The organism is Bacillus sp. FJAT-42376 (assembly GCF_003816055.1).
Lineage (GTDB): Bacteria > Bacillota > Bacilli > Bacillales > Bacillaceae > Metabacillus_B.
In genome coordinates this window covers 3,708,102-3,734,432 of the sequence record NZ_CP033906.1, presented here as the reverse complement: position 1 = coordinate 3,734,432, position 26,331 = coordinate 3,708,102, and the positions used below count along the sequence as shown (strand labels likewise).

The window sequence follows — 26,331 nt, the reverse complement described above, 5'->3', positions numbered from 1 at the left end:
GGACATCTGTGAATACTTCTTGGACCGCCACGTTTTAATTTTGTAAATTTCATTGACATAGGTGGAGAGGGGTAGTAGGTTGAAGGTAAAGAATATGGTTTAGGAGGCAGGTGCGCGTTGCTGAAGTCTAAAGTGCATTTCTGGACACTCGAAGTATTATTAATTCTTTTAATTATCTACGTTTGTACAAAAGTTTCCTTCCTGTTTGCACCGATTGTATCATTTACGACAACCCTCTTTTTTCCGATGCTGATTGCGGGTGTGCTGTTCTTTATCTTCAGTCCGATTGTCCGTTTCTTAGAGAAAAACCGGGTGCCGAGAACGCTTGCCATTTTAATCATTTATTTGATTTTCATTGGTTTGATTGTCATGCTTGGCGCAATAGCCGGTCCTATGCTTTCTCAGCAGATTACCGACCTATTCAACAACTTCCCGAATTATGTCACAGAGCTTACACAGTTTATTCAAAATCTCTCCCAATCCGGCTGGTTTAAATGGATCATGACGCAGGAGTATGTTTCCATTAATAAAATTGAACAGGCGCTGACGGATTTCACCACTCAGATTCCACAAAATGTAACGGCCAGTGTGACCGCGGTCCTTGGGGTTGTAACAAATATTACCCTGACCATTGTAACGGTTCCTTTTATTCTTTTCTTCATGCTTAAGGATGGCCATAGGTTTCCCGTTCAGGCCGTTAAGGTGCTTCCGAATACATACCGTCATGAAGGCATTAAAATTTTCCATGATTTATATGATACGCTCGCTGCGTATATTCAAGGACAGCTGCTTGTCTCCATTTTTGTGGGAACCGGCTGTTTTATCGGATTTTCCATTATCGGGCTTGATTATGCGCTGATACTCGGAATTATCGTATCGGTTTCCAACATCATCCCTTACCTGGGTCCATTTTTAGGAGCTGCGCCTGCTGTCGTGATCGGAATGCTTGAAACCCCGACAAAAGGACTGCTAGCAGGGCTGGTTGTCCTGGTCGTCCAGCAAATAGACGGAAACCTTCTGTCGCCGCTCATTATCGGAAAAAGAATTAATACCCATCCGCTCACGATTATCCTGCTCTTAATTGGAGCAGGAAGCTTTGGCGGAGTGATCGGGATGATTCTTGCTGTCCCGACGTATGCCGTGCTGAAGGCGACGATTTTAAATCTCACCAGGCTGATTCGTCTCAGAATGAGGTATCAGGCAGAAAAAAGGGAGGAAAAGAACCGAAATCGGAAAGATTAAAGAAAGGACTGGCTCATCGAGTCAGTCCTTTTTGCGCTGGATAAAGATCGTGGGATTGTCTTTATGGTCTTTTTTCTTTTCGTCTTCAGGTTCTTTCGTTTCTTCCGGTTTGGTCTTCCCGTAGACCGTTCCGATATTCAACTGCCCAGGCAGGTCCTTTATTCCGAGCTGTCCAAGATTGTTGCTTAAATCCACTTCCTTCATATCCACGTTTTCAATATGAAGACTTTGAATATAAATGACAGGGATGTGTCCGGACGATGAGGGGGGACTGTCTTCTTTATGATGAAGCAAATGATGTTTAATAAAGGAGAGCTCGTTTTGCAAAACGGATAGAGTGTTGCCCAGTTCTGCCTGTTTTTTCTTTATGATGCTTGAATCAGAATGGAAGGGGGATTTTGGTTCCGGGCGGCTCTCCATGTTTGTCAGGATTTCCTTCATGTTCCGGATGGATTCGTCCAATTTAAGCAGTCTTTCCTGAAAAGCTTTGTCTTTAGCTTTTTGTTTTTTTTTCCAGAATTTCATGGCTGATCCCACACAATTGAGAAGTTACTTAAGTATATGGAACTATTGCCCGTCTGTATGACTTTCATCAAAATTTATGGAAACAGCCGCCTCTTCTGCTGCCTTATTAAAGGTCAGTTCGAGGACTCCGAATGCATACTGGCTTTTGACCGTTTCTTTTTCGACTTGGAAGGGAAGCGGAATCACCCGTTCCACTTCTCCATAATGCCTCTCATGGGAGACCCGGTACTGAAAGGAATAGGGAGGATGAAGGGCTCCTTTAAATAAAATTTTGGTTTTAGTTGAGTCGAGGGTAACTGAAAAATCTTCTTTCTTGAAACCCGGTATTTCAATCAGAACCGACAGGATCCCTTCATGGGAATAAAGATCATACTTCGGGAAAAGAGAAGTTTCGCTGCTGCGGGACTGGCCGGAAGCCGAACCATTGTCTGAATCCGTCTCGAAAATCGATTTCCAAAAATCATTTTTTTGACATTTCTCCGTCATGTCGAGCCATTTTTGAATTTTTTCTTTGTCCATCTTTTTATCCCTCCCTTAAAATTCCGTACCCCGCCTTAGGCAGCGGGGAAGGGATCAAATTTGTGTAGTTACCGGAAGAGACGGGTTCGCAATCTGATCCTGGTCACTAATATCCGGGTCTGCGTTCGCATTTCCCATTATAGAGGCGTTGGGTGAAAAGTCTCCTGCTGTAAAGCTTGCTCCAACGGACTTAATATTTGCCGTATGGCTGTTTTGCGTGATGTTTCCAAAATCGATATTGGCATTTTGAGCGACTCCATTAACCTTTATATTAAATATGTTAATTTGATAGGGCATGAAAGAACCTCCTCATGTCTGGCTGGCGATAAATTCGTCAAGGTTGGCAATATTCGCTTGATCATTTTGGTCTGGATCAATATAAATGTTTTCCATAAGTGAATCAGTAGGTGAGAAATCGCCGAAGGAAGAGTTCATACCAGTGGATTTTGAACTGGCCACGTGGCTGTTATGCACGGTCTCCCCGATGTTGACTGAACCGTTGCATGAGATGCTGTTGACTTTGAGATTAAACAAGTTGATCGTCGTCGGCACGTTGTCACCTTCTTCCGTTCGCTTTTACAGTGTATGCCCGCTCAAGCCCAATTGTTCATTAGAACCGTTTAGAGGGAATACGCATAGGCTATCAGCAAAAAGGGGTGAGCAGATGCCTGCATTTGTCGGTCCAATGGAAATTGAAAGTGTGACGGGAGTATTTAAAGTCGGAGATACCTTCACTATTTCTCCAAAAAGTGTGTCAAAGTCAGCGGTGGGGTCCGGTGCTCTTTCGAATGGAGACGGAAATCAAGTTTACAACAGCCGGAACATAACCAATGATTATGATTCGGATGTAAATGATCAATCAGATGCTTTAAATGCCTGACTTGAATTATTGTGCGTCTTGCCTTTGGCAAGGCGCGTTTGCTGCTGGCTGAACATGTAAAGAGAAAAAGAAAATAGACGGTGAGCCATGGTGATTGTACAGCATATCGATTGATTCCATACTGAATTTTTTGTACGATTTAGAGGAGAGAGGTGATTCGGAATGCATGATACGATATGTATCGCAAAGCTTGCCGGTGTCCATGAGGATGAAGTGAAAAAAGTGCTTCATTCGAAAAGAAAATCTCCCGAAAAAAATCAGGTGACTTTAAAAATCCTACAGGCTGCAGAAACATTGAAACCCATCTCTGCTTTGAAGGAGTAATAATTTTTAAGAACAAGCGAAGACCTTTACCGGAAAGGATCTGGCATGAAAATTAGAAGAGCCCATATGGCGAATACAGATAAAGTTTATATCTATGAGAATAAAAAAGAAGAATATCACTTGATTGCGATACCGGATAACCATTGGTCGATTAAGATAGGCTATGACGAACCTTTTGAAAAAGTGGACGAGAGGATTCTTCAATCTCTGCAAAAAGCGGCGGATCCGGAAGAGGCGAGTCTGCTTGCGGGTAAAATCAGGCAATGGAGAACTGAAATGTAAAACAGGCGCTCTGCATGAGCGCCTGTTTTAATTCCTGTAATCCAAAAAGTTTAACACTTCGTCCATCATATGCTGGCGCGGATAAAAAGAATAAAGGTTTGATTTAAGGCGGACTGGATCACCGAAAAAGAATCGCTCATATTGGGTTTGTCTTCCGCCAAACGAGCTCATCGTTGCGTCCCAGGCAAGCCGGAATAGAGCGGTCTTCATCTTTCCGTCTACCGCGGTTCCCTGCAAATAGTGTTCTGCCTGTTCACCGATTTCAGAATGAAAATCCTCTTCGGAAGCAATGGTCATAAACCCTCCCGCTCCAATCAGCTGGAGAATTTCAATAAAACGGGGATAGAGCTTTGAATGAAGACAGATGGCTGCATAAAGAGGCTGAAGGTTAGGGCACATGGTTCCCCACCGGTCCAATTCAGCAGTGTTCTCCGACTTCCGGTGAAGGGCCTCCAGCACTTCCACTCCGATAATCAAGTCTGCGATTTTCTCTTGAATATGCTGATATTCGCTCACGTTCAGCGTGGAAACGAGAAGCTGCGCAAGACCAAGCAAAAACTCAAGTTTGACCAGCTGCCGGTTAATCACTTGATGCAAAGCCTGAGGGGCGAAGGAACTCTCACTAAACATTTTCCCTGCCAGATCCGGGCGGTGATAAAAGAAGACCCGGTCCCATGGAACAAGCACATTATCAAACATAATGACGGTGTCCATTTCCTCAAACCGGGAGGACAAAGGGTAATTAAAGGAAGATTCTCCCTGACTGAAGGATTCCCGGCATAAAAAGGACAATCCTTTTGTATTGCTTGGGATGGAGAATGAAAAAGCGAACTCTTTTGACTGGGCTCCTCCCCCTGACGGGAAGACAAGAACTTCATCTGTCATGCCGCCTTCAGTCGCGAGGAGCCTGGCTCCCTTTATCACTAAGCCACTGGAAGTCTTCTTTACGACTTTCGCTGCGACAGGCTGATGATTAGAGTCATAATAGGAAGAAGCTCGGTTCATTTGCGGATTAATAAAACTGTGCGTGAAGGATAAATCCTCCTGTTTAGCCCGGTTGTAGTGCCGGATGAGATTTTGGGAAAATTCTTCATCCTGGTCCTTTAGAATGGAAGAAGAAGCTGTAAGAGCCATTACAGCCGTGTTCATATAATCTGGAGTGCGCCCCATCATCCCGTGTGTTTTTCGCGCCCACTCCGTCATCATGAGCCGGCGTCTGATCAAATCTTCCTTTGTCTTTGGTGTTAAATAGGACATACCCGTTTTTTCTTTCGTATCCGGACAAGTGTATGTCATTCTGTCTGTTAGATCAGGCTGATGCTGCAAATCATATAACTCCGCTTTTGTCCGGATCGCGCCCTTATAAGCCGGGTGCTCAGAAACGGGGCTTTTCATTTTTTCTCCTTTGTACCATATTGCAGGATGCAGCTGATTCAACCGATCGATGTATTGTTTTCCAGTAATGACCGGCAATGTTTTCACTCCCGACAGAGGTTTGATCGAACGAAAATACCTAAATCCCTTTTCACTATATGCAGTGCATAAAAGAACGTGAGGGGGCAGCGCAGGAGTCATCATGTAGTCTTTTGTCATGAAATGAGAAAAGGAATAATAAGAGTATAAAAAACGGATAGAATGGCTATCCTTTAACGGTTATAAGGGAGGTATTTCCATGAACCGGGAAGGGAATTTTTTTAAAGGAATGCTCTGGGCAACTCTCTTAAGTGTTCCGCTGTGGGTGGCCCTGTATGGATGGATCAAGCTGATTTTGCACGTTATAAAAGCTTGACCATCTTCTCTTTATTTCTGCAGCATTTTTCCTGCTGACTTCATCCTGCTGAGCAGAGGCAGGGTGAAGCCTGGCTGAGTGAACAATCTGGAGGGAAATAAAAGATTCTTTAATTTTTTACAAATTTCGACATTAACATGAGGCTTTTTGAGGTAATATAGTAAGGGAAAATAGTCACGTGTTCAGGGGTGGAAAGTGTAAAATGAAAGTATTTATTGGAAGGCAGCCGATTTTTGACCGCAAGGGGAATTTGGAAGGGTACGAGCTGCTGTATCGAAACAGCAAAAATAATTATTTTCCGGACATAGACGGAAACGAAGCAACATTGAACTTAATATTGGATAGCTTTTTAAATATGGGGATAAACGAGTTATCAGAAGGAAAGCCGTGTTTCATCAATTTTACCGAAGATCTTCTCCGGCTGGGGATTCCTGATTATCTGGATCCGAAATCGGTGGTCATTGAAATTTTAGAAAATATTCCTGTTTCAGCTGAGCTTGCCGAGATTTGCAAAAGCTTAAAAGGCAAGGGCTACACCGTTGCGCTGGATGACTTTTTTATTCATCAGGAACTGATCAACCGCGAAGCGCAGGAGATTTTGTATTTGGCTGATTACATAAAAGTAGATTTGCAGAAAACCAGTCTGTCAGAGCTGAGAGAAATGATGAACTATTTAAAAAAGTACAATCTCAAATATATTGCGGAAAAAGTAGAAACTCAAGAACAGTTTATGGAAACGAAGGAATTGGGCTGCGAACTATTTCAGGGCTATTTTTTCAGTAAGCCGGTCATCCTGTTGAGCCATGATATGCCGCTTAATCTCCTGTCTTATTTTAAAATTATTAAAGAATTAAATGAGGAAGAGCCGAGGATTGATTATGTTGCTCATCATATAGAGCAGGACTTATCTCTCTCCTATAAACTCCTTAAACTTATGAACTCTCCCGCGTTTCGCCCATCACTGTCCATACAATCGATTCAGCAGGCAATTGTCCTATTAGGACTGACAGAAATCAGAAAATGGATTTATATTATGTCCGTAAGAAGCTTTTACAGGAAAAACGATCCAATGATGAATGAAGTCATTAAATTATCGCTGATTCGGGCCAAAATTTGTGAACAGATTGCTGTTCAAACCGATAGAAGCCACTCTTCTTCCTACATGCTTACCGGAATGTTTTCGATGATTGATACGCTTCTTCACCGGGAGATGAAGGATATTCTTGATGATCTTCCTCTCACACAGCCTATAAAAGATGCCCTGTCCGGAACAGAAAACGATTTGCTGGCTGTCTTTAAATGGTCAAGAAAAATCGAGCTTGGGGAATATGATCTTCCTGAAAGCGGTCTTTCAGAGGAAGAAGCTTATGATTGCTACATAAATTCGATTCATTGGGCAGAGAATTTAATGGAGGGCACAGAATAAGCGACTATAAGCAAAGTTCTGTGAAAGCGCTCAAAATTGAAGTACAATATACGATGAAAGGAGAATGATCAATGGAACGCATACAAATCGCAGAAGACTTATCCTTTACGCGCATTATCCATGGATTATGGCGTCTTGCAGACTGGAATATGAGTAAGGAAGAACGTTTAGAACTAATCGAACAATGTCTTGAGCTTGGTATTACAACTTTTGACCACGCAGACATTTATGGTTCTTATACAAGTGATATTTTATTTGGGGAAGGGCTCGCGCTCAAACCTTCCTTGAGAGATAAAATGGAGATTGTTACGAAAGCAGGCATTGCCCTTATTTCGGAGAACCGTCCTGAAAATCGTATTAAACACTACGATACGAGCAAGAAACACATTGTAGCATCAGCAGAGCAGTCTCTGAAAAATCTCCAAACCGATTACATAGATGTCCTTTTAATTCACCGTCCAGATCCATTTATGGATCCGGCAGAAGTTGCGGAGGCATTTACGAAACTGAAACAGGAAGGAAAAGTCCGTCACTTCGGTGTTTCGAACTTTAAGCATTCCCAGTTCCATATGCTTCAGTCCTATCTTGACTTTCCGCTTGTAACGAATCAAATTGAACTGTCTGCCTACCAGCTTGAAAATTTTGAAGACGGTACGCTGGATTTATGCCAGGAAATGAGAATACCTCCAATGGCATGGTCACCTCTTGCAGGAGGCCAGATTTTTAAAGGCGAAGATGAGAAAGCAAAACGTCTCCATCCGGTCCTGGACAAAATCGGCGAACAAATTGGAGCGAAGGGCATTGATGAAGTACTATATGCCTGGCTGCTGGCGCACCCTTCAAACATTATGCCAATCGTCGGTTCAGGAAAAGTGAACCGCATTCAGTCAGCGGTAAACGCCCTGGATTTAAAAATCGATAGACAGGAATGGTTTGACATTCTTCATGCTTCAATGGGGCATGAAGTACCTTAAACAAAAAAACCGGTTCTGAGGAGCCGGTTTTTTTATTTTTGCAAAAACGGTATACTCTCCTTTCGAGGAAAGGAAACTGTGCCAGAACCTATCATGCGGGAACAATAATAGAAGAAACTCACCGGAAATGAACAGGGTCACACATAGATCTCCAAGGTAAAAATAGATCCATCACCATCTGAGGTGTGCTGTTAGATGTCCGTGTGGTTTTATAAGAGATAGATTAATTCCATCAGGTGTATAAGTGACCTCAAAAGCAGAGGAAAGTCCCGATTGGCGGATTAGCCTTGTAACTTCCTTTGTATTTGAATGTTCAGCATTCCTTCGAATTTGATAAGCGTACTGGGATGAGGAAGAAATAGCGGTGAGCACTTTTTGCATATCTCCAAATAAAGAAAGTGCCTCTCTTGCGCTTAAGTGAAACATATCTGTGTAGCCGGTCACTGAAATAGGGGGCTGCAGTGGCAAGCAGCTTCACCTCCGATCTTTATCAATGATGTATATGTCATAGAATTTGTCCGTTATCCTTTTAGAGAAAATTCCTTTAGCTGATTAAAAAGGAATTTTGCTGTAAAATAGCGAATTTTATGAATTATACAAATTTTAGGAGGGGTCAATTTTGCTTAAACCGAAAATCTTTGAATTGGAGAATAAGCTGGTGTTCCTCTTTGTCTTCCATTATGAAGGAAGTGCGGTAGAAGCAGAATTTGTTTGCACGGAAAACCTGATAGAGGATTTAGCCGTTCGATACAAAGGTCCTGCTGAATTAGCATTGGTTCGTTCGAAAGCCGAAATATATGCCAATGAGCTCATCAAGGACCATATAACTAATAAAACAGAGTAAAACGGGGAATCAATGTCAAAAAAGCATTTTTTATAGGATAAAAATCTTATTCGATTTCAGGAAAATATAAACATAATGGACTATTGAAACAATTGCGGTATCACGCACTAAGAATTTCGCCTTATTTTCGGTTACAAACAGTCTGCACTCCTATAGAATGAAATTAACAAAGGACATACGGTTTCATTTGTACCGGTCTTTTACAAAAGAAGGAGTGTGGAAGCGATGACACAGCACAAGATCGAGGAACTGACACAGATTCTTCACCAGCTTGAAAAGGAAATTCGGGAAACCAAACAATCCTTGCAGTCCATTAACAAAAGCATTGATAAATATGACAAATACGCTTATGTAAAGGTTTCTTGAGCTCTTACCCAATAGAGCTTTTTTCTTTGCAGACAGTATAAATAATAGAATGAGACAGAGAGCAGCCTCCGAGAATAGGGGCTGCTTTTTTTTGAAAAAATATGAAGTTATTTTATAGGAATGTAAAAATTTTATAATTATCTATTAAAAAAAATGCATATATAGTAATATTACTTTTAAAGGGGTGATTGCAATTAGTGACCAATTACACTTGAACTTAGACGCAGTAAGAAAGGCATCCACGCAATCGGTAACCTCTAAAGTAATAAACGAAAACGCAAGAGGTCGAATTATGTCGTTTATCAGTACGAAGGAGCAGGCCTTTTTCGGGCAGCTGACCTATTTGCATGGGATGATTTTTGCAGATCCGGATAACCGAACAGAGCATCTAAGTGACGAACTGCATAAACTTGCGGCCGCAGTTGAACTTTATGCGCTATCATTTGACATTTTCGATGATCTGGAAGATCAGGACAATCTTTCGGAACCATGGATGCAGATTCCGATGGGAGAAGCCTTGAACCTGGCTACCATGATGTACAGCATCAGTCTGCAAATGATTGCCGAAATGGACCGCAGCGGCGAACTCACCAGGATGGTAAATGACTACTCCATTCGCGCAATGGAAGGGCAGCATGAGGACTTAACGGGTTCGGCCGTTACGGAAGAAGCTTGCTTGGAAATGATGAAGAGAAAATCCGGCTCAATGCTTGCGATGTCTTCTATGTTAGGAACGGTGCATTCATATGGAAGCAAAGTACCTGAAGTGCATGAATATACCCTGCAAATTGGAATTGCTGCGCAGACTGAGAATGATTTCCGAGACTTATTTCAATTACATAAAAGTGATTTAACCACTAAGAAAAACACTCTTGCACTTTTATACCTTAAGAGAGAATTTAATGAAGCTTCGCAAGAAATCCTTCAGTTTATTGATAAAGGTATACCTTTCGAAGAACAATATAGCGATATGAAGATGTATAAAGATATCCTCTTTAAATCGGGGGTTATCCACTACTTAAATGTTATTAAACAAATAGCCATCCAAAAAGCGATTACAACTATGAACAGGCTGCCGTTATCAGCTGATCGAATTGAGATAATTAAATCTCATTTGATAAAATAAGTCATTTAGGAGATGAAAAAGAATGCAAGAAATCGTAAACTATTTAATAGAGAATCCAGATGTATTGGAAAAGGTTGTAAACGGAGAGGCCAGTGTTATAGGGTTGGATAAGCTTGATGAGGCTTTAGGCTTAGTGGAAGGTTTAATTAACTCTGGAAGGACTCTCAATCTGTACTGGCTATAATAAATAAAGGGTGTAGATATGAATAGAAGTTACAACAAGTTGTTTCTACTTATAGTGGGTATTAGTTTCTTAATGACTTTTTACTTTTCATATATTAATTATAATTACCCGTACATTGGAGTAGGAACCGCAATTAAAGATGGTAAAGTAATTGTAAATATTGTTGAATCTCAAACTTGGGCATCAAAAGTAGGCTTAAAAAATGGCGATGAAATAATTGAAATCAATGGTGATAGTCCCTTTAAGCATACAGTAACAGTAAAGTATGGAATGCTTGAACAAATTAAGGATTTTAAAATAATTAATAGCGATAATGAAGTGAAAAGCTACCAGATTAAAGGGAACTTTGCTTCACTGCAAAATACTCAGAATCTATTTTTATTAATAATCCCCTATACTTTTTACTTTCTTTGTTTATTCTGCATTTACTTCGTTTACAAAACTAATATAAGGTTAAATTTAAAATCTGCATTAATACTTAATGTGTTTTTGCTGATTATTTCATTAGCCTATTTCAGCAGTACAGGTTCTTCAAGAGGAGATCAAATAAGCAGGTTTATAAACTTGGTACTTTTTCTCTCTGTTCCAGTCAGCTATTTACATTTCATCTATCAATACTTCGTTGAACTTGGGAAAAAGTTATTTAGTGTTAAATATGTAGTCTTTGGATATCTTTTAGTTCTCTCAAACCTTTCGTATGAAATATACATCGAATTATTTAATATTGAATTCTCTCCTGCAAGAATCATAAACTTAATTTCCTTTTTACTATTAATTATAATGGTGTTCATATTAAAGATTAACGGATTACGAAAAATAAAATATGCGCCACAAGCATATTTTATTAAAATCATTATTATTACGAACGTATTTTCTTTTCTTCCATTTATTGTTTTCTATTTGGTGCCATATTTACTATTTGACCGTTATATTTTTCCTCCTATAGTTTTGGCAGCGTTTTTACTATTAATACCATTTTCTCTCGTTTATCAATTCGTAGCTACTAAAATATACGATATTGAATTTTTGCTGGGAAGGATCAGATATTATACTCTCCTAGCAATTATACCCACTCTTGCTATAGTAGGGTTTATGCTATTTTTAAATACTGATTCAAAAAGTGAATATATTCCTGAATCACTTGAATCCACTTTTACTCCTATAAAATTATCAGCATTCGTTTTTTTATTGATGCTACTTGTTTTTTATTTTAAAGAGATAGTTGATTTTAGATTTAAATTAAGAAGATTTTCTGAAAAATACAACTATCAAGATAGTATTTTTAAATATACTAATGAAATAAGAAAAGCAAATAAATTAAATCAATTAATAGATATTCTAAAGAAAATAATAATAGATGTGCTATTGGTAAACAAATTATATTTTATAGAGGTTAATAAAGAAGGCAAATTAATTAGTACAGATTTTTTTGATAAAGATGGAGATGTTGATGACCATTTACCTTTTGTTTCCGAAGTGGTGACTGAAATAGGAAAAATTCATGAAGTTGACAAAGGTTTTTTAATTCACATTGGAGAATCAAAAGGACACAATTACATCCTCCTCTGTCTCTCATCCATTAATACACCCAAACTGACAAGGGATGAAATATCCTGGCTTAAAGCATTGTCCTTTTACACCAATGTGTCGCTTGAGAACTTCCTGAAAATCGAAGAACTCATGAATCATCTGGAAACCGTTCAGAAGGAAGGCACAAATCCATCATGGCTGACGAAGCTCTTCTTTTCAATTGAGGAAAAACAGCGGTCGAATCTTGCCAAAGATTTGCATGATTCGGTTCTGCAGGATTTGATTTCACTGAAGAGGCAATGTGAGGTGGCGCTCGTTGAACTGGAGGCTGCTCCTGCCGCATTGAAAGGTCAGCTTGAGGATATGAACCATAATATGACGAAGATTATTAAAACGACAAGAGAAACGTGTCAGGAGCTTCGTCCTCAGCTGCTGTATGATTTAGGCCTGGTGAAAGCTTTAAATAAACTGGTGAGTCAATACCAGGAAATAGCAGATTTCGAAATCCGAATGAATGCCGGCAAGTTTCAGCCCAACACGGATTTGGATGTTCAGCTGAATTTGTACCGGATTATTCAGGAGCTATTGAATAATGCCAATAAGCATTCACATGCCAGCAACGTTCTGATTATGCTTGTTTGTATCAAGGACAAAATTGTCCTCCATTATGAGGATGATGGAATTGGGTTTGATCAAAGCGAAATCAGCTACAGTTCTGAAAGTATGGGGCTCTCCGGCATTACGGAACGGGTAAAAGCACTGAAAGGCACGCTGACAATCGAGACGTCCAGAGGCGAAGGATTTAAAGCAGTAATTGAAATATAACTTTTTCAAATTAAGACTTGGCTAATGCCAAGTCTTTTTTATACAATAAGACTAGCTCCGAGGAGAGGTAGGAACGCTATGATACATATTTTGGTAGTCGATGATCATCCGGCAGTCCGTGAGGGAACGAAAGCCATCTTAGAAAAGGATCCAGAAGTTGTGGTAGATTTTATGAGTCCTCCTTTTACGCTTGAGGCTGTTGAGAACATGGATTTTAATCCGTATGATGTCATCCTGATGGATTTGAATTTAGGAGACATCAATGGCATGGAGCTATCGAGAGGAATCGTTGACCAGAACTGCGGCTGTAAAATTATTCTATATACAGGGTATGATGTGGAAGATTATTTTGAAGAAGCCATTCGAATGGGAATTCATGGAGCGATAAATAAAGCAGAATCAAAGGAAAAAATCCTTGCTTACATCCGTCATGCCATTAATGGTGAAATCATTTTGCCTTACAAATACCTTCAGAGTATTCTATCGCAGCAAAAGATTAAGCAGACGGAACACAGTCTGGAAACCGAATGCTTAAATGAGAGAGAAAAGGCGATTTTGCAGGAAGTGGAAAAGGGGCATACCAATCAGGAAATTGCCGATAATCTTCATCTGAGCAAACGCTCAATCGAGTATAGCCTGACTTCCATTTTTAATAAATTGAATGTAGGTTCCCGTACGGAGGCCGTTTTGATTGCGAAGTCGGAATCCATCATTGATTAATGACAAGAACGGTCCGACGCTCACATATATTTAGAGAAAATTCTCTTAAAGGATGTGTGAGTGTATGCAATATGGAGGGTATATGCAGGTTCCGGGAGGACAGGCGAGGGACCGGAAAGACCATATTATGGAGGTTACCGGCCAGGGGAGCGCAGAAGCAAATCCTGATACAGCTCTCATCCAGCTCGGGATTGTGACGGAATCCCAGGATGTTAAGACGGCACAGGACGAAAACAAAAAAAGACTGGAAAAAGCAGTGAATGCTCTTTACAGACAGGGGATTGATAAAGGAGATATTCAAACTATTTCCTATAATATCTCCCCGAAGTATTCTTTTCAGGATGGGAAACAAACACTTGAAGGATATGAGGTAGTCAATTTGCTTTCGGTAAAAACCAATCAGCTTGACCAGATTGGCGCCATCGTCGATACAGCTGTAAATAACGGGATAAATCGGGTAGACCGTGTCCAATTTCAGCTTGAGAATACTCAAGTTTATTTAGAAAAAGCGCTGAGAGAGGCGGTTAAGCAGGGGTATGAAAAAGCTGTGGTTCTTACTCAGAGCTACCAGGTTTCCCTTCAGTCTGTACCGGTAAAAGTGACAGAAATTTCAAAAGGCTCTGTTCCATTTGAAAGGGAAGCCAGTGCATTTGCGGCGTCTGCGTCCTCCCCCTCCCCTGTCTTTCCGGGTTCATTAACGGTATCGGCAGAGGTGCGTGTTCAATATCGCTATGGCTAAAATCGTCTCCATCTAGCAGAACTTTACAAAAAATAAACAAATTCTCAATATTGCAGTGATATTCATCCCGTATGATGGTATTCATTATGAGTGAATCGTATTAGGGGGATGAAATGAATATTTTGGCGGCGCTGCCCGCATTGTTTTTGCTGGCTGTTTATTTTTGTTTTGTGGCAAACGTATTAAAAAAATAACAGACATACTCGCAGGGAACGCGTTATGATAGAAGATGGGATGAGGAGAAAGGAGGGGGAGAAATGGATATATCCAATACAATGATTGAAGCATTAGGGATAGAAGTAAAAGAGGTTTCTGATCAAGGTGTAGTAGCGGTAATGCCAGTAGATGAAAGAACCCGCCAGCCATTCGGTATTTTGCATGGGGGAGCATCTGTCGCACTGGCTGAAACGGCTGCCAGTATAGGCGCCTTCCATTTTATTGACCAGGAGACAGAAATTTGTGTTGGCTTAGAAATTAACGCCAATCATATCCGGTCTAAAAAAGACGGTTTTGTTACCGCAAGGGCGGTCCCTTTTCACAAAGGGAAGTCAACCATGGTTTGGGATATTAAGATTACGGATGAAGATGATCAGCTTATCTGCATTTCGAGATGCACGATGGCGGTTATTAAGAAAAAATAGAGAGAAGGAGCAGTGCTGATGCTGCTCTTTTTTGTATTGGCTTCAAGACGGCAGCAGTTTCTTTCAAAACCAGCTTGGCAATTCCAGATAACTATGAAAGAAAGGCGGAAATGTTTATTTTAAAAACAGGGAGACGCATTCTCAGCGTTTCCCTGTTTTCGTGTCAGTGTGATTGAGGAGGAGGGGGGACCGCCCACCCCGCACTAAATTGGAATAAGCTTTACCTGCGCAGTCAAATAGCTGATAAGCCATTTAAATACACTCTCTGGACAGGCTGCGCTTGCCTTCCGATCGCTTCTTTATTTTGCCGAAGCGCTCAGATTCAGCTGTCATGCTGGTTCATTTCTTCATCTTTTTTCTTCTGCAAATCGTTTTGGACACTGTTCTCCCACAAAGGCACGTTTGTATTGAATGCGGCTCTCATAATTAAATGCCCGGCAACAGGAGACGTGATAAACACAAACACGATGCCGAGGAGGACCCTTGAATTAAAATGGCCCTGAACGAGGAAAAAATAGAGAAAAACACCAAGCAGCAAGCTCATCACTCCGAGTGTTGCACCTTTAGAAGCAGCATGGTTGCGGGTATATACATCAGGCAGACGAAGGACCCCGATCGATGCGATTAAACAAAGCAAAGCTCCGAGGAGAATGAATGCGCCAATAATAAATTTACTGATCTCGATCATTTTCGATGATTTCTCCTTTCTCAAGGAATTTGGAAAAGGCCACCGTTCCAATAAAAGCAAGAATTCCGAGCAAGAGAATAACATCTAAAAAGGCATTGGTTTTCAGAACAACGGAGATGACGGCGGTCATTCCAATCAGATTAATGCCGATAGCATCAAGAGCGACAACACGGTCCGGTACAGTAGGCCCTTTTACCAGACGGTAAAAATAAAAGAGCGTAGAGACAGCTAATATCAGCAAAGACAGCATCATAACCATATCAAACATTAGCGGCTTACCTCCTTAATGGCCTTCTCAAATGAGTCGCGGATATCTTTTTTTGCTTCTTCTGCACTGCCGATATCCATGGCGTGGATATAGAGGGTTTGGTTATCGGCCGATACCTCTACGACAAGTGTGCCCGGTGTAAGGGTAATCAGGTTGGACAGAACGGTTATTTCCCAATCCTTTTTCAGCTCGGTTTGATAAGCAAAAATACCGGGTGTCATTTTCATTTTAGGAGTCAGAATAATTTGCAGTACAGATAAATTCGCTTTTATAAGCTCTTTAATAAAAATCATGAGCAGAGTCAGAACCGCCAGTACATTTAAAAAGTAAAACCGGCTTGAGAAAAAACGGCGCATCCCAAAAATCATCAGCAATCCGAAGAAAAAGCCGACGGCAAATGTGCCGAGGGTATACGTATTCTGTAGAAACATCCACATAAACGCGATAAAAAAATTCAATAGTACTTGGAAAGCCATTTGCATCACTGCTCCTTCAAAACGGCATCAATATAAATAGACGGATCCAATAGGGTTTCTGCTGCCTGGGTGACAAAAGGTGCAATGAATTCCGTTCCCAATCCGATTGCCGCAGACAATGCGACGAGAATAACCACCGGATAAACCATTCCTTTGACAGAAGGATTCCCTTGAATGGGTTTTTCCTCGCCCCAGAAACCATGAATGAATACCTTCATCACAGAGTAAAGAACGAGCAGACTCGACAGTAAGACGACAAAAGCGAAGGCATATTCGCCCGCTTCAAATCCTCCCTGAATCACTTTCAATTTCCCGATAAATCCGCTTAAAGGGGGAATGCCTGCAAGTGAAATGGCGGACACAAACATCATCCATCCAGGGACAGGATAGCGGTGAATCAATCCGCCCATTTTTCTCAGGTCAGAAGTTCCTGTAATGCTGATCATGATTCCAGCCAGGAAGAACAGAGCGCCTTTTATAATCATATCGTGAATCAAATAGTAAATGGATCCCTCAATTCCGGCAGGATTAGCGGCTGCTACTCCGAAGAGAATCACTCCGACCGCAGTAATAATATTGTAGATCACAATTTTTTTGACATCCCAATAAGCGATTGCCCCGATCACACCGAAAAGGATGGTCAAAGCAGCAAGCCAGGCCAGCAGCCCGTGGGTAAAGGCCTGGTCATGAATAAAGATGAGTGTATACACTCTGGTGATGGCGTAAACCCCTACTTTGGTGAGAAGGGCGCCGAAAAGCGCAGATACAGCGGCCGGCGGGGCATTGTAAGATCCCGGCATCCAGAAATAAAGAGGGAAAATGGCTCCCTTCATTCCAAACACAATAAGGAATAAAATGGCGATAACCGTCAGCAATCCGGTTTGTCCGCTTTCGCTGATTTTCACACTCAGATCCGCCATATTAAGCGTTCCGGTGACCGCATAGAGAAAGGCTACTGTTATAACAAACAGCGCCGAAGAAAAGACATTTACTGCAATGTATTTGATGGATTCCCGCAGCTGCCTTTTTGTGCCGCCCAATACCATTAATACATAGGAAGCCATTAGCAGAACTTCAAAAAAGACAAACAGGTTGAAAATATCTCCTGTTAAAAACGCGCCGGTAACACCCGCCAGCAGGAACTGAACCGCCGGATAATAGAAAAAGTACTCCCGTTCCCTGCCGATTGTCCTGAACGAGTAAAGGATACCTGTTAACCCTATAAGACTAGTGGTCAGGACAAGCAGACTTGCATACATGTCTGCCACAAACGTAATACCGTAAGGCGGAGCCCATCCGCCAATCTCTACAATTTGAATTCCGCTCTGATAGACAGAAGCGGTAAGAATGAGTGAAAAAATAAGAGCAGCCAGAGAAAAAACCGTGCTGATTATTCTTTGAAGAATTGGTTTGCGATTAAAGAAAATTAATAGGATGCCCGCTATTAATGGAAGAATGAGCGGCATCATAACCAGGTTATTACTCATGTGAATCAGTTCCTCTCATTTGGTCCATGTCATCTGTACCAAGCTCTTGATACGAGCGGTACGCCAGGACAAGCATAAAGGCAGTGACACCAAAGCTTATAACAATGGCTGTCAGAATCAGGGCCTGCGGAAGCGGGTCAACATATGTTTTTGCTTTTTCCCCAAGCAGCGGAGCCGCTCCGCCCTTCAGCCCTCCCATCGTTAAAATCAGCAGGTGAGCGCCATGACTGAGGAGGCCTGTCCCGATAATGATCCGAAGCAGACTTTTTGAGAGCATTAAATAAGTGGCGGCCATAAATAAAATTCCGCATACAATTGACATCATGACTTCCATTATTCGGTCTCTCCTATCGTTTGAATGATGGTCATCGTAACCCCGACAACAACCAAATATACCCCCAGATCAAATGCAGTGGCAGAGGCAAGCTCAACCTCTCCGAAAAAAGGAAGGTGTACCGGGCCGTGAGCGTGAGTCAGAAACGGTACTTTGTAGAAAAAGGATGCCATACCGGTACCAAGGGCAAGAAGCAGACCGGTAGCCGCGATTTTCAGAAAGTTAAAGGGTATGACAGCTGCGACGGTTTTTACATCATAAGCAAGCAGCAAGAGGACGATGGCAGATGACGTCATCAGGCCGCCGACGAATCCGCCCCCCGGAGTGTAGTGCCCGGCGAAAAAGATATAGACCGAGTAAATAAAGATGATGAAAAATACAACTTTTACGACCGTCTGCAAGATGAGGTCATTTGTTTTTAAGTTGGTTCGTTTCATGATTTTTCCCCCCTGGACATCCGGAGCTTGATCATGGAAAAAATTCCGAGTGCGGCGATTCCGAGCACGGTAATTTCAAACAAGGTATCAAACCCCCTGAAATCAACAAGAATGACGTTGACCATGTTTTTGCCGCCTGCTTCTTTGTAGCTGTTTTCAATAAAATATTTTGAGATGGTTTCTGAAACTCTCTGGCTGTTTGCAGATAAGGCCACCAGAGTAACGACTGTACCGACGCCGAGAGAGATTATAAAATTAGTCAGTTTAAACGGCAGCTTTTCGCGTTTCTGCAGCTCAGGCAAGTAATAGAAGCAAAGCAGAAAAAGAGCGACCGAGACAGTCTCGATGACAAGCTGTGTTAACGCAAGATCAGGTGCCCGAAAGAAGACAAAAAACAGCGAAACGCCATAGCCTACTGATCCAAGAGCGATAATGGAAGTGAGTCTTGATTTTGCAAACAGAACCGTCACGGTCCCTGCTACCATGACGGCAGCCAGTACAAATTCATAAACCCCTACAGGTGCATTTCCATCGGTCTTAAATGAGAAAGCCGATTTGGAAAATAAGGCCCACCCTGTCATCAGAACAGCAAAAGTAAAAATATATCCCAGATAGTCCCGGAGAAAACCAGTCATGTAAGCTTCCTGGATTTTCAGCGACCCTTTCTCCAGTCCTCTTAAAGAGCGGTCATATGCATTATTCAATGTCCATTTTTGAGGGAAAAGCCTGTATATCTTATTCCATTTTGCCAGCCAAATGTAAAGAAGAAGGCCAAGTACGATTACACCAAGCGTCATAAACAGCTCTATTTTGAATCCATGCCAGTGGGAAATATGTACATGGAAGGACTCTCCTTCTTCTAATAAATAAGGCAGGACGGATGCAGCAGCAGGTTCAATCAAACTGTAGGAAAGCACATTTGGAAAAATTCCAAACAATACAGCGAGTGAAGCAAGGATAATGGGAGAAATCAGCATTCCAAAAGGTGCTTCATGCGGTTTTTTCTCCAATTTCTCCGGCTGATGCTTTCCAGTGAATGGCTTAAATACAATGATCATGCTGTAGATAAAAGTGAAAATGCTTCCGATCCAGGCTAAAATCGGGAATAAAATGCCCCATGTATCTACATTGAATAAGTCAAATTCCAAGAGATTGACCATTCCCGTGAAAAACATTTCTTTGCTCAGAAATCCGTTAAACGGAGGAATGCCGGCCATGGAAAATGCTCCAATGATTGCGATCGTAAAGGTGATCGGCATAAGTGTCATCAATCCGCCGAGTCTGCGGATATCCCTCGTACCGGTTTCATGATCAACAATCCCGGCGACCATGAACAAGCTCCCTTTGAAGGTTGCATGATTGATCAGGTGAAAGATTGCAGCAACGGTTGCGATTGTAAAAACATTGTTATCGATGGATTCAAAATGAAGCGATGCCGCTCCTGCACCGAGCAGCGACATGATTAATCCAAGCTGACTGACGGTGGAAAAAGCGAGTATAGCTTTCAAATCTGTTTGCTTTATAGCATGGAATGATCCCCAGGCGAGCGTAAAAATTCCGATGCCGGTTACAAGCCAAAACCATTCCGGAGCAAGGCCGAAGACCGGTGTGAATCTGGCAGTTAAATAGATTCCTGCTTTTACCATCGTGGCTGAGTGCAAATAGGCACTGACAGGGGTCGGCGCTTCCATGGCATCAGGGAGCCAGATGTAAAACGGAAACTGAGCGGATTTTGTAAAAGCCCCCAGCAAAAACAGCAGCATCGCAGGGAGAAAATAGGCATGCTCCATAATAATAGGTGCCTGCGTGACCATTTCTCTAATGCTGAATGTATTCGTCACCAGATAAAGAAGGATGATGCCGCCGAGCATGCACAATCCGCCGAAAACGGTGATCAGCATGGACTTCAGTGCACCATATCTAGATTTCTCCCGGGTATGCCAGTATCCAATCAGCAAAAAGGATGAGAGGCTTGTGAGTTCCCAGAACGTGTATAGAACCACCATGTTGTCCGACAGGACCACTCCAAGCATGGCACCCATAAACAGCAACAGATACACATAGAATTTGTGAAGCTCTTCTTTTTTTCCTGATAAGTAATAAATGGAATAAAGGATAACGAGTGCACCGATTCCCGATATAAGCAGAGCAAATAAAAGACCCAGTCCGTCCATATAAACGGTGAGCTGAATGCCCAGGGAGGGGATCCAGTCAGCGGTAGAGTATGTATTGCTGCCGCTGCTCACAGGCTTAATGTATTGGAAAAAGTAAATAAAGAGGATAATTGGGAGTATAAGAACAAACCATCCTGTATGTATGTTTTTGAACCATTTATAAAAGAATGGAACAAAAAGAGCCATGATAAAAGGCAGAAGTATGGCTAAATGCAAAAAAGACATGTTTTTCCTCCAATCTTAGCCGCTGATCAGTACGGCCATTGTCCGACGTATAATTTCCCTTCTGGATAGCAAAGTTCCGCTTTAGTATGAGCTTTTTGGAAAATATTATCAAGAATTTTCAAGGTCATATGAACTCATAATAATCATACCAAAAGATGAACATGTTGTATAACGTAAAGATTTTCTAGCGATGATGATCAGTAAGGAGTGATATCGATGAAGAAACGTAAAGCTGCAGCGGGACTGGCTATTTTCACTGTTCTGTTCATATTCATATATTTTGCCCAGCTTCATTTGGACAAAAAATATACCAATCCGTATATTATGAAAACGGAGCGGCTGGTAAGTGAGATGGAATCAGAAAGTTTTTCAGGAACGTGGCATAATCGTGAGCCGCTCTGGACAGAAACTTTCGAACCCCGAGAGTATGTGAAAGTCCTTTCCCGTTAAAAGGGACTTTACAAATTTTTCCCTCCTGAGCATAATGAAAAGGAATGCTTATGGAAGGGACGTCCTTATGAGAAATACATACTTTACCAGCTATTTTCCTTTAATCTCTCTGCTGCTTTTCAGCACATCCTTTTCCATTTCGACTGTGATGTATGTGTCAGAGCTGCTAAAAAAAGTCGGGATATACAGCAGTATGCTCGATTTCTTTTCAGAAAGTGAAATGAAGATTGCCTTATTTGCTCTTTTTGCTCTTTTCTATTTTATGGTTTTTGCTGCCCTGAAGCTAATCGCCAATACGGTGACAGAGCTTTCCTTTCTGTTTTTCTCACAGGATAAAGAGGGAGTGACCCTGAAAAAAATCAGGGCAGGGTCGGCATTCTATCTCGCGGGAGGAGCGGTTTCCCTTTTCCTCGTCCAATTCAGCTGGGTGATTGCGGCGGTTTTCCTCTTATCAACCCTGTGCTATTTTGTCTTCACCATCTATCAGGCAAGCTCAATGGTGACATCCTGGTCCCTCATTGGAATGGTGTTGTTCAATATTTTATTCTGGTTTGTATTTACCCTTGGCTTGTTCTATTTATTCCTCCGTCTTTATAATGGCGTCATCAATAGCTTGCCGATATAAAAACAGCCGTCTTTTCCAGTGAAGAAAAGACGGCTGTTTTTGTAGTTTGTCTGAGGCTCCCGTGGAACAGCGGAACAGCGGCACAGTGAGATCCACAGTGCTGCATGCCGGGAAGGGGCTCACCGCCCGCTAGGATAAGTGAACGCCTGCCAGCTGCAGTCAGCCGGCAAGTTGACAGAGCATTTATTTCAGGCTATTTTCGCAAAGATGGCTGTTTTTTAACATAAAATTTATAGACTCTTAATCCCCAATATTATTTTGACTTCATTTCGGTTCTTTCTTACCTTTTTGAAACCTTCTTTTGAGTCAAAGATAGTAACTGTTTTTCCTATCCAAACCCTTAAATATAAGGATTGAGGTTTGATCGGCCGCACGATTCCTTTTTCTTCAAATTCGCTGCCATCACTTAATTCTGTTTCCGTCCTTATCAGCCACTTGTTTCCTAGTCCAAATTCAACGAATTTCAAATCCGCATCTCCTTTTTAAAGACTAAAATGCTGTTTGTCAAAATAGCAACAATACTTACGAGAACAGGTTTATTTTAAGAATCGGTTTTTTACAGATGGATCAGGTATCATGCAGCTCTCTTTTTTGCCGAACCATTTATACCGGTTCCGCGCGGCATAGGAATAAAGGCCATCCCTTACCGGTCTCGGGACGGCATGGAAAATCCGAAATATGCTCCATGGGAAGGGGAGAAGTGCGGCGGTTTTCAGTGCAGCTTCTGATTTCACATAGATATGATCCTGATAAGATAAAATGAACGTATCGAAATTTTCCTGATCCAGCTGATGTTTTTTAAGCAGCTTCTGTCCGGCTTCAGATTGAAGGGAAGCAAATTGGAACACTTCTTTTTTGTCGCGCTTGATCATAAATTTGACAACCCCTTCGCAAAAATTGCAGACACCATCAAATAAAATGAGGGGGGATTCTTCCTTACCGATCGGCACCAGCTTGCTCATCTCCTCCCATGATCATTTTCCAATACCTCAAATGGCTCCCTTGATCGTAAATCGACTGGATCGAGCCGTTTTTGTCTTTTCCAAACCATACGGAAGCCGTATAGCGGTCGGACAAGCCGGAGAACCATACATCATAGTAGTCGGAGGTCGTTCCTGTTTTCCCCCCAAGATAGGCCGACTCAAAGGATGCTTTTTTTCCTGTCCCTTTTTTAATAACAGATTGAAGCAAATCTCTCATGACTGTATTGGTTTGTTTACTCCAGACCTGGACGGGCCGGTCTCTCCATTCAAACAAAACGGTTCCATCCATGGCAAGAATCCGCTTAATTGCTCTTCCCGGCTGATACTGTCCTTCGTTGCCGAAAGAGGTGTATGCATTGGCCAGCTCCAGAGGAGAAACACCGGTTTCCACACCACCGAGAGCTGCAGCATAACCGTCTGAAGGCGCAATTCCTTTAAAGTGAAAGGGCTTCAGATAGTTCATGGCCCGCCCAATCCCGACTTCCTTCAGCATTCTCACCGCCGGGGTATTGTATGACTGGCTGAATGCCTTCTCCATAGTGACCCATCCGTATTCCTTTTTTGAATAGTTTTCGGGACAGAACTCTTGGATGCACAGCCGGTCCGAATTAATCAGACTGTTCTTATCCGCCTTCTTTGTTTCAATATAAGGAACATAATCAAGCAGCGGCTTAATGGCCGAACCAGGCTGTCTGTATGCTTGAAAGGCCCGATTAAACTCATGTTTTTTATAATGGTTTCCGCCGCTCATCGCAACAATCTGATGAGTCTGATGATCAATCATCACCGCCGCAGACTGATGCCCCTCTGTCAGGTAGGCTTCATTGGCTCTGTACATTCTCTCCTGAAGGAATGGGCTTAAGTAAGTTTCAATCGTGATTCCTGATTGGATCCATTCCCGGGTTTTTTGGCTGATTTGTTCAGGATCTGTGAGCTTTTCCTTAACTTTAACCGCCTGCTTCAGTTCTTCCATCACATAGTCGGTATAATCAGGATACGGTTCTTGCTTCTTTTTAAGATTTAATTTTATGCTGCGGCTCTTTTCCTCCTCCAGCTGACCCGCAGTCAGCATCCCTCTTTCGGCAAGGAGCTCCAGAAGGCGTTCCTGCCTTTTCTTCGTCTTTTCCGGATGTTTCAGCGGGTTATAAAGAGAAGGGTTGTTCGGAATAGCTGCAAGGTACGCCATTTGCGCAGTAGTCAGTGCTTTCAGCGGTTTGCTGAAATAATAGTCCGCTGCTGCCCCGACTCCGTAGATATTATTTTGAAAATAAATCGTATTCAAATAGCTTTCCAGGATCTTTTCCTTAGACCATTTCCTTTCAAGCTGGACCGAGATCAAAAGTTCGCTCAGCTTGCGGTTATAAGTCCGGTCATGGTTTAAATATAAGTTTCTGGCAAGCTGCTGGGTAATGGTGCTTCCGCCCTGATCAAGGGAATTGTTTCTGGCATTTACAAGGAGGGCTCTTGCCGTTCCTTCAAAATCCAGACCTGCGTGTTCGTAAAAGCGTTTATCTTCCGACTGCAGAAACAGCTCTTTCATTTGCGGAGGGATTTGTGAGGCCGGAACATAGATTCTGTTTTGACCTTCCGTTTTCAGTTCGGATATCACGGCTCCTTCCGAATCTTTTATATAGCTATTCAAAACAGCAGGCGCCTGATTGAGAGGAATTCTTTCATCCAGTGCGGCAGGAATGGATTTCAGGCTTTCAACAGCCTGTCCGGAGCTAAGCAGCAGAAATAAAAACAAAGGAATTAATAACAGGATAAAAATCCATCCAAACCATTTTCGCAATACAGTCACACTCTTTCTATTAGAATCCGTTTCCTTCATTATTCTCAACCAGCCATCCCTGGCTTTTTGCAGAGGAAAGAAGGAAAGGTGGGGAAAACAAAACCGGAGCAGTCCCGATAAGAATAAAGCATCCCATTTGTGGGGATAAGAATCGGAAAAATAGGGGACCGCTGCTGGAAGTATGATTTTATCCTAGCATTGTTTTCCAAATCCGAGAAGAAAATTTTCGCGCACAGAGACAAGGTGAATGTGCAGAAAAAATGTGTGCTTTTCCAATGAAAATTTTTCTAAAAATACAGTTAAATTAAGAAGGGCGGTGATATAATGGTAATAAAATGAATAAAAGAAAGGAGGATAAGCATGAATGGATCGAAACCCCTGCTTTTTATTGACTTTGAATTCAGCATGCCGGACAGGAATTCAGGCAATAAAGGCTTTTATGCTGAAATTATTGAAGCAGGTCTTGTATTTTTCAAAAATGGGAAAGTAGAGCAGGAATTTTCTTCTTTTGTTTCGCCTGTTAAAGGGAAACGGCTGACGGAAAGATGCAAATCATTTTTGGGAATCAGCCAGGAGCAAGTAGATCAGGGAATGTCCTTTTCTGATTTGATTAAAGCGCTCAGCAAGCTGGATTGTCCCAAAAAAGTAGTTACGTGGGGAAACATGGATATGAAGGTCTTAAGGATGAACTGCGAGAAAAACCATTGTCCTTTCCCTTTTGAACTAGATGAGTTCGTCGATTTATCTATGGAATATAAAAAGTTCTTTGGGGACAGAAATCAGACAGGTCTCTGGAAAGCGGTTGAAGAATATGGCAAGAAAGGAACGGGGCAGCACCACCGTGCTCTGGATGACGCGCTGACAACGATGAAAATTTATAATCTGATTGAAAAAGATAAAAGATATCTTGAAAAGCCAAATCCGACCACGATCGGGGATCGTGTTGATTTCTCCAAACTTCTCAATAAGTTTGCAACATAAAGCCAAATCACTAAACCATGTGATTTGGCTTTATGTTTTTTAAAATGTGTACTCTTTTTCAAGCTGCTGAAGATTTGCAAGGGATTTTTGGGCCCACATGGAATCATCTCCGCTGAGAACTTCCCTCAGGCTCTCAATAGATTCCCGCAAAGATTCACTGTAATTCGGGAAATCTCCGTCAAATGGTTTCACCATATTTTTCGGTACATTCGTCTGTTCATTAAAGCTGAGCGCTCTCCTTTCATGAAAAAGAGGGACGTCCGCATCTTTTGGGCTGTGCAGATCACCCTGTGCGGGATGCTTCAGAACAGCCTTTACCTGGACAAGGATATGCATCGGGCGTATTGCGGTTACAATACCTGCGTATTTGCCTGTTTTATAAATTCCTGTAACATGATCACCTGGCTGAAATTCCATCAATCTTAAGCTCCTCTCCTCGGGGATTTAGTTATTTTATCATAAAATAGGGAGAGAG

The 26,331-nt window shown here is 41.9% G+C and carries 34 protein-coding genes; 17 read left to right on the top strand and 17 right to left on the bottom strand.

Annotated elements, in window-relative coordinates; translation table 11 throughout:
* Positions 1-117 precede the first annotated feature (117 nt).
* Positions 118-1,242, top strand: coding sequence for an AI-2E family transporter (locus CEF21_RS18800; RefSeq protein ID WP_123919017.1), 1,125 nt, complete (start codon positions 118-120; stop codon positions 1,240-1,242).
* Between the two features lie 21 nt (positions 1,243-1,263).
* On the opposite strand, the gene CEF21_RS18795 is transcribed toward CEF21_RS18800, so the two are convergent.
* From CEF21_RS18795 to CEF21_RS18780, 4 genes are read right to left on the bottom strand one after another with little or no spacing between them, the layout of a single operon-like run.
* Positions 1,264-1,767 carry a hypothetical protein gene (locus CEF21_RS18795; RefSeq protein WP_123919015.1) on the bottom strand — a complete coding sequence of 168 codons (504 nt, stop codon included), beginning with the start codon at positions 1,765-1,767 and terminating at the stop codon, positions 1,264-1,266.
* 42 nt (positions 1,768-1,809) lie between these two features.
* Positions 1,810-2,286, bottom strand: coding sequence for an Hsp20/alpha crystallin family protein (locus CEF21_RS18790; RefSeq protein ID WP_123919013.1), 477 nt, complete (start codon positions 2,284-2,286; stop codon positions 1,810-1,812).
* A gap of 54 nt (positions 2,287-2,340) precedes the next feature.
* Positions 2,341-2,583, bottom strand: a complete 243-nt coding sequence (locus CEF21_RS18785; protein WP_123919011.1) for a spore germination protein — start codon at positions 2,581-2,583, stop codon at positions 2,341-2,343.
* Positions 2,584-2,595: 12 nt separating this feature from the next.
* Positions 2,596-2,838: a spore germination protein gene (locus tag CEF21_RS18780; RefSeq protein ID WP_123919009.1), complete on the bottom strand. Its 243-nt coding sequence runs from the start codon at positions 2,836-2,838 to the stop codon at positions 2,596-2,598.
* A 112-nt stretch (positions 2,839-2,950) separates the two neighbouring features.
* Between CEF21_RS18780 and CEF21_RS18775 the strand changes: the two genes are divergently transcribed.
* The 3 genes from CEF21_RS18775 to CEF21_RS18770 all read left to right on the top strand — a co-directional run bounded on the left by CEF21_RS18775 (position 2,951) and on the right by CEF21_RS18770 (position 3,772).
* On the top strand, positions 2,951-3,166 hold the full coding sequence (locus tag CEF21_RS18775) for a spore germination protein (RefSeq protein WP_123919007.1): 216 nt from the start codon (positions 2,951-2,953) through the stop codon (positions 3,164-3,166).
* Positions 3,167-3,328: 162 nt separating this feature from the next.
* Positions 3,329-3,490: a hypothetical protein gene (locus CEF21_RS21410; RefSeq protein WP_164462244.1), complete on the top strand. Its 162-nt coding sequence runs from the start codon at positions 3,329-3,331 to the stop codon at positions 3,488-3,490.
* A 45-nt stretch (positions 3,491-3,535) separates the two neighbouring features.
* A complete protein-coding gene (locus CEF21_RS18770) occupies positions 3,536-3,772 on the top strand; it encodes a YueH family protein (RefSeq protein ID WP_123919005.1) in 237 nt (78 codons plus the stop codon).
* Between the two features lie 27 nt (positions 3,773-3,799).
* Here CEF21_RS18770 and hpaB read toward each other — a convergent pair whose 3' ends face one another.
* Entirely contained in the window at positions 3,800-5,245 is a 1,446-nt protein-coding gene (gene hpaB, locus CEF21_RS18765; protein ID WP_123919003.1) for a 4-hydroxyphenylacetate 3-monooxygenase, oxygenase component, read from the bottom strand.
* Between the two features lie 518 nt (positions 5,246-5,763).
* Here hpaB and CEF21_RS18760 point away from each other — a divergent pair.
* The gene (locus tag CEF21_RS18760; protein WP_123919001.1) at positions 5,764-6,987 is read left to right on the top strand and encodes an EAL and HDOD domain-containing protein; all 1,224 of its coding nucleotides are present in this window, start codon (positions 5,764-5,766) and stop codon (positions 6,985-6,987) included.
* Between the two features lie 71 nt (positions 6,988-7,058).
* A complete protein-coding gene (locus CEF21_RS18755; RefSeq protein WP_123918999.1) occupies positions 7,059-7,961 on the top strand; it encodes an aldo/keto reductase in 903 nt (300 codons plus the stop codon).
* Positions 7,962-8,132: 171 nt separating this feature from the next.
* On the opposite strand, the gene CEF21_RS21975 is transcribed toward CEF21_RS18755, so the two are convergent.
* Positions 8,133-8,387, bottom strand: coding sequence for a YuzC family spore coat inner layer protein (locus tag CEF21_RS21975; RefSeq protein WP_481747684.1), 255 nt, complete (start codon positions 8,385-8,387; stop codon positions 8,133-8,135).
* A 193-nt stretch (positions 8,388-8,580) separates the two neighbouring features.
* Between CEF21_RS21975 and CEF21_RS18750 the strand changes: the two genes are divergently transcribed.
* The 8 genes from CEF21_RS18750 to CEF21_RS18715 all read left to right on the top strand — a co-directional run bounded on the left by CEF21_RS18750 (position 8,581) and on the right by CEF21_RS18715 (position 14,936).
* Positions 8,581-8,805, top strand: a complete 225-nt coding sequence (locus CEF21_RS18750) for a hypothetical protein (RefSeq protein WP_123918997.1) — start codon at positions 8,581-8,583, stop codon at positions 8,803-8,805.
* 225 nt (positions 8,806-9,030) lie between these two features.
* Positions 9,031-9,171 (top strand): degradation enzyme regulation protein DegQ, encoded by a 141-nt coding sequence (gene degQ, locus CEF21_RS18745; protein ID WP_035411014.1) that lies wholly within the window; start codon positions 9,031-9,033, stop codon positions 9,169-9,171.
* Positions 9,172-9,463: 292 nt separating this feature from the next.
* Positions 9,464-10,297, top strand: a complete 834-nt coding sequence (locus CEF21_RS18740; protein ID WP_123918995.1) for a polyprenyl synthetase family protein — start codon at positions 9,464-9,466, stop codon at positions 10,295-10,297.
* A gap of 22 nt (positions 10,298-10,319) precedes the next feature.
* A complete protein-coding gene (comX, locus tag CEF21_RS18735; RefSeq protein ID WP_123918993.1) occupies positions 10,320-10,481 on the top strand; it encodes a competence pheromone ComX in 162 nt (53 codons plus the stop codon).
* Between the two features lie 18 nt (positions 10,482-10,499).
* Positions 10,500-12,836, top strand: coding sequence for a histidine kinase (locus CEF21_RS18730; protein ID WP_123918991.1), 2,337 nt, complete (start codon positions 10,500-10,502; stop codon positions 12,834-12,836).
* A gap of 78 nt (positions 12,837-12,914) precedes the next feature.
* On the top strand, positions 12,915-13,556 hold the full coding sequence (locus CEF21_RS18725) for a response regulator transcription factor (protein WP_123918989.1): 642 nt from the start codon (positions 12,915-12,917) through the stop codon (positions 13,554-13,556).
* 64 nt (positions 13,557-13,620) lie between these two features.
* Positions 13,621-14,295 (top strand): SIMPL domain-containing protein, encoded by a 675-nt coding sequence (locus tag CEF21_RS18720; protein ID WP_164462243.1) that lies wholly within the window; start codon positions 13,621-13,623, stop codon positions 14,293-14,295.
* Between the two features lie 257 nt (positions 14,296-14,552).
* Positions 14,553-14,936: a PaaI family thioesterase gene (locus tag CEF21_RS18715; RefSeq protein ID WP_123918985.1), complete on the top strand. Its 384-nt coding sequence runs from the start codon at positions 14,553-14,555 to the stop codon at positions 14,934-14,936.
* A gap of 322 nt (positions 14,937-15,258) precedes the next feature.
* On the opposite strand, the gene mnhG is transcribed toward CEF21_RS18715, so the two are convergent.
* Genes mnhG through CEF21_RS18680 form a run of 7 tightly spaced genes read right to left on the bottom strand, consistent with a single transcriptional unit; the run spans position 15,259 to position 21,025 of the window.
* Positions 15,259-15,624, bottom strand: coding sequence for a monovalent cation/H(+) antiporter subunit G (gene mnhG / locus CEF21_RS18710; RefSeq protein WP_123918983.1), 366 nt, complete (start codon positions 15,622-15,624; stop codon positions 15,259-15,261).
* A complete protein-coding gene (locus tag CEF21_RS18705; RefSeq protein WP_123918981.1) occupies positions 15,608-15,892 on the bottom strand; it encodes a Na(+)/H(+) antiporter subunit F1 in 285 nt (94 codons plus the stop codon). Before CEF21_RS18705 ends, mnhG begins: the two co-directional genes overlap by 17 nt.
* Positions 15,892-16,368, bottom strand: coding sequence for a Na+/H+ antiporter subunit E (locus CEF21_RS18700; RefSeq protein ID WP_123918979.1), 477 nt, complete (start codon positions 16,366-16,368; stop codon positions 15,892-15,894). Before CEF21_RS18700 ends, CEF21_RS18705 begins: the two co-directional genes overlap by 1 nt.
* 5 nt (positions 16,369-16,373) lie before the next feature.
* Positions 16,374-17,855, bottom strand: a complete 1,482-nt coding sequence (locus CEF21_RS18695) for a Na+/H+ antiporter subunit D (protein ID WP_123918977.1) — start codon at positions 17,853-17,855, stop codon at positions 16,374-16,376.
* A complete protein-coding gene (locus CEF21_RS18690; protein ID WP_123918975.1) occupies positions 17,848-18,189 on the bottom strand; it encodes a Na(+)/H(+) antiporter subunit C in 342 nt (113 codons plus the stop codon). The genes CEF21_RS18695 and CEF21_RS18690 overlap by 8 nt, the downstream gene beginning before the upstream one ends.
* Positions 18,189-18,626, bottom strand: coding sequence for a Na(+)/H(+) antiporter subunit B (locus tag CEF21_RS18685; protein WP_123918973.1), 438 nt, complete (start codon positions 18,624-18,626; stop codon positions 18,189-18,191). Before CEF21_RS18685 ends, CEF21_RS18690 begins: the two co-directional genes overlap by 1 nt.
* Positions 18,623-21,025, bottom strand: coding sequence for a Na+/H+ antiporter subunit A (locus CEF21_RS18680; RefSeq protein WP_123918971.1), 2,403 nt, complete (start codon positions 21,023-21,025; stop codon positions 18,623-18,625). The genes CEF21_RS18685 and CEF21_RS18680 overlap by 4 nt, the downstream gene beginning before the upstream one ends.
* A 216-nt stretch (positions 21,026-21,241) precedes the next feature.
* Between CEF21_RS18680 and CEF21_RS18675 the strand changes: the two genes are divergently transcribed.
* Positions 21,242-21,475: a hypothetical protein gene (locus CEF21_RS18675; RefSeq protein ID WP_123918969.1), complete on the top strand. Its 234-nt coding sequence runs from the start codon at positions 21,242-21,244 to the stop codon at positions 21,473-21,475.
* A 67-nt stretch (positions 21,476-21,542) separates the two neighbouring features.
* Complete coding sequence (locus CEF21_RS18670) at positions 21,543-22,100, top strand: DUF5366 family protein (protein WP_123918967.1); 558 nt, start codon at positions 21,543-21,545, stop codon at positions 22,098-22,100.
* A 230-nt stretch (positions 22,101-22,330) separates the two neighbouring features.
* Here the strand turns inward: CEF21_RS18670 and CEF21_RS18665 are convergent, their stop codons facing one another.
* The 3 genes from CEF21_RS18665 to CEF21_RS18655 all read right to left on the bottom strand — a co-directional run bounded on the left by CEF21_RS18665 (position 22,331) and on the right by CEF21_RS18655 (position 24,914).
* On the bottom strand, positions 22,331-22,567 hold the full coding sequence (locus CEF21_RS18665; protein ID WP_123918965.1) for a DUF3977 family protein: 237 nt from the start codon (positions 22,565-22,567) through the stop codon (positions 22,331-22,333).
* Between the two features lie 69 nt (positions 22,568-22,636).
* The gene (locus tag CEF21_RS18660; protein ID WP_123920403.1) at positions 22,637-23,044 is read right to left on the bottom strand and encodes a thiol-disulfide oxidoreductase DCC family protein; all 408 of its coding nucleotides are present in this window, start codon (positions 23,042-23,044) and stop codon (positions 22,637-22,639) included.
* Entirely contained in the window at positions 23,037-24,914 is a 1,878-nt protein-coding gene (locus CEF21_RS18655) for a transglycosylase domain-containing protein (protein WP_241156710.1), read from the bottom strand. Before CEF21_RS18655 ends, CEF21_RS18660 begins: the two co-directional genes overlap by 8 nt.
* 321 nt (positions 24,915-25,235) lie before the next feature.
* On the opposite strand from CEF21_RS18655, the gene kapD reads away from it, so the two are divergent.
* On the top strand, positions 25,236-25,856 hold the full coding sequence (kapD, locus tag CEF21_RS18650; protein ID WP_123918963.1) for a 3'-5' exonuclease KapD: 621 nt from the start codon (positions 25,236-25,238) through the stop codon (positions 25,854-25,856).
* Between the two features lie 39 nt (positions 25,857-25,895).
* On the opposite strand, the gene kapB is transcribed toward kapD, so the two are convergent.
* Positions 25,896-26,273, bottom strand: a complete 378-nt coding sequence (gene kapB / locus CEF21_RS18645; RefSeq protein WP_481747683.1) for a kinase-associated lipoprotein KapB — start codon at positions 26,271-26,273, stop codon at positions 25,896-25,898.
* Positions 26,274-26,331 lie beyond the last annotated feature (58 nt).

Excerpts from the sequence above, each read along its gene's own strand:
- CEF21_RS18760 (WP_123919001.1), top strand. The coding sequence starts at position 5,764 with ATGAAAGTATTTATTGGAAGGCAGCCGATTTTTGACCGCAAGGGGAAT.
- kapD (WP_123918963.1), top strand. The coding sequence starts at position 25,236 with ATGAATGGATCGAAACCCCTGCTTTTTATTGACTTTGAATTCAGCATG.
- CEF21_RS18795 (WP_123919015.1), bottom strand. The coding sequence starts at position 1,767 with ATGAAATTCTGGAAAAAAAAACAAAAAGCTAAAGACAAAGCTTTTCAG.
- CEF21_RS18655 (WP_241156710.1), bottom strand. The coding sequence starts at position 24,914 with ATGAAGGAAACGGATTCTAATAGAAAGAGTGTGACTGTATTGCGAAAA.
- CEF21_RS21410 (WP_164462244.1), top strand. The coding sequence starts at position 3,329 with ATGCATGATACGATATGTATCGCAAAGCTTGCCGGTGTCCATGAGGAT.
- CEF21_RS18700 (WP_123918979.1), bottom strand. The coding sequence starts at position 16,368 with ATGGCTTTCCAAGTACTATTGAATTTTTTTATCGCGTTTATGTGGATG.
- CEF21_RS18785 (WP_123919011.1), bottom strand. The coding sequence starts at position 2,583 with ATGCCCTATCAAATTAACATATTTAATATAAAGGTTAATGGAGTCGCT.
- CEF21_RS18690 (WP_123918975.1), bottom strand. The coding sequence starts at position 18,189 with ATGGAAGTCATGATGTCAATTGTATGCGGAATTTTATTTATGGCCGCC.
- CEF21_RS18740 (WP_123918995.1), top strand. The coding sequence starts at position 9,464 with ATGTCGTTTATCAGTACGAAGGAGCAGGCCTTTTTCGGGCAGCTGACC.
- CEF21_RS18685 (WP_123918973.1), bottom strand. The coding sequence starts at position 18,626 with ATGAAACGAACCAACTTAAAAACAAATGACCTCATCTTGCAGACGGTC.
- CEF21_RS18680 (WP_123918971.1), bottom strand. The coding sequence starts at position 21,025 with ATGTCTTTTTTGCATTTAGCCATACTTCTGCCTTTTATCATGGCTCTT.
- CEF21_RS18705 (WP_123918981.1), bottom strand. The coding sequence starts at position 15,892 with ATGTTTGATATGGTTATGATGCTGTCTTTGCTGATATTAGCTGTCTCT.
- CEF21_RS18675 (WP_123918969.1), top strand. The coding sequence starts at position 21,242 with ATGAAGAAACGTAAAGCTGCAGCGGGACTGGCTATTTTCACTGTTCTG.
- CEF21_RS18715 (WP_123918985.1), top strand. The coding sequence starts at position 14,553 with ATGGATATATCCAATACAATGATTGAAGCATTAGGGATAGAAGTAAAA.
- mnhG (WP_123918983.1), bottom strand. The coding sequence starts at position 15,624 with ATGATCGAGATCAGTAAATTTATTATTGGCGCATTCATTCTCCTCGGA.
- CEF21_RS18770 (WP_123919005.1), top strand. The coding sequence starts at position 3,536 with ATGAAAATTAGAAGAGCCCATATGGCGAATACAGATAAAGTTTATATC.
- CEF21_RS21975 (WP_481747684.1), bottom strand. The coding sequence starts at position 8,387 with ATGTTTCACTTAAGCGCAAGAGAGGCACTTTCTTTATTTGGAGATATG.
- CEF21_RS18775 (WP_123919007.1), top strand. The coding sequence starts at position 2,951 with ATGCCTGCATTTGTCGGTCCAATGGAAATTGAAAGTGTGACGGGAGTA.
- comX (WP_123918993.1), top strand. The coding sequence starts at position 10,320 with ATGCAAGAAATCGTAAACTATTTAATAGAGAATCCAGATGTATTGGAA.
- kapB (WP_481747683.1), bottom strand. The coding sequence starts at position 26,273 with ATGGAATTTCAGCCAGGTGATCATGTTACAGGAATTTATAAAACAGGC.
- CEF21_RS18695 (WP_123918977.1), bottom strand. The coding sequence starts at position 17,855 with ATGAGTAATAACCTGGTTATGATGCCGCTCATTCTTCCATTAATAGCG.
- CEF21_RS18730 (WP_123918991.1), top strand. The coding sequence starts at position 10,500 with ATGAATAGAAGTTACAACAAGTTGTTTCTACTTATAGTGGGTATTAGT.
- CEF21_RS18670 (WP_123918967.1), top strand. The coding sequence starts at position 21,543 with ATGAGAAATACATACTTTACCAGCTATTTTCCTTTAATCTCTCTGCTG.
- CEF21_RS18720 (WP_164462243.1), top strand. The coding sequence starts at position 13,621 with ATGCAATATGGAGGGTATATGCAGGTTCCGGGAGGACAGGCGAGGGAC.
- CEF21_RS18725 (WP_123918989.1), top strand. The coding sequence starts at position 12,915 with ATGATACATATTTTGGTAGTCGATGATCATCCGGCAGTCCGTGAGGGA.
- CEF21_RS18790 (WP_123919013.1), bottom strand. The coding sequence starts at position 2,286 with ATGGACAAAGAAAAAATTCAAAAATGGCTCGACATGACGGAGAAATGT.
- degQ (WP_035411014.1), top strand. The coding sequence starts at position 9,031 with ATGACACAGCACAAGATCGAGGAACTGACACAGATTCTTCACCAGCTT.
- CEF21_RS18755 (WP_123918999.1), top strand. The coding sequence starts at position 7,059 with ATGGAACGCATACAAATCGCAGAAGACTTATCCTTTACGCGCATTATC.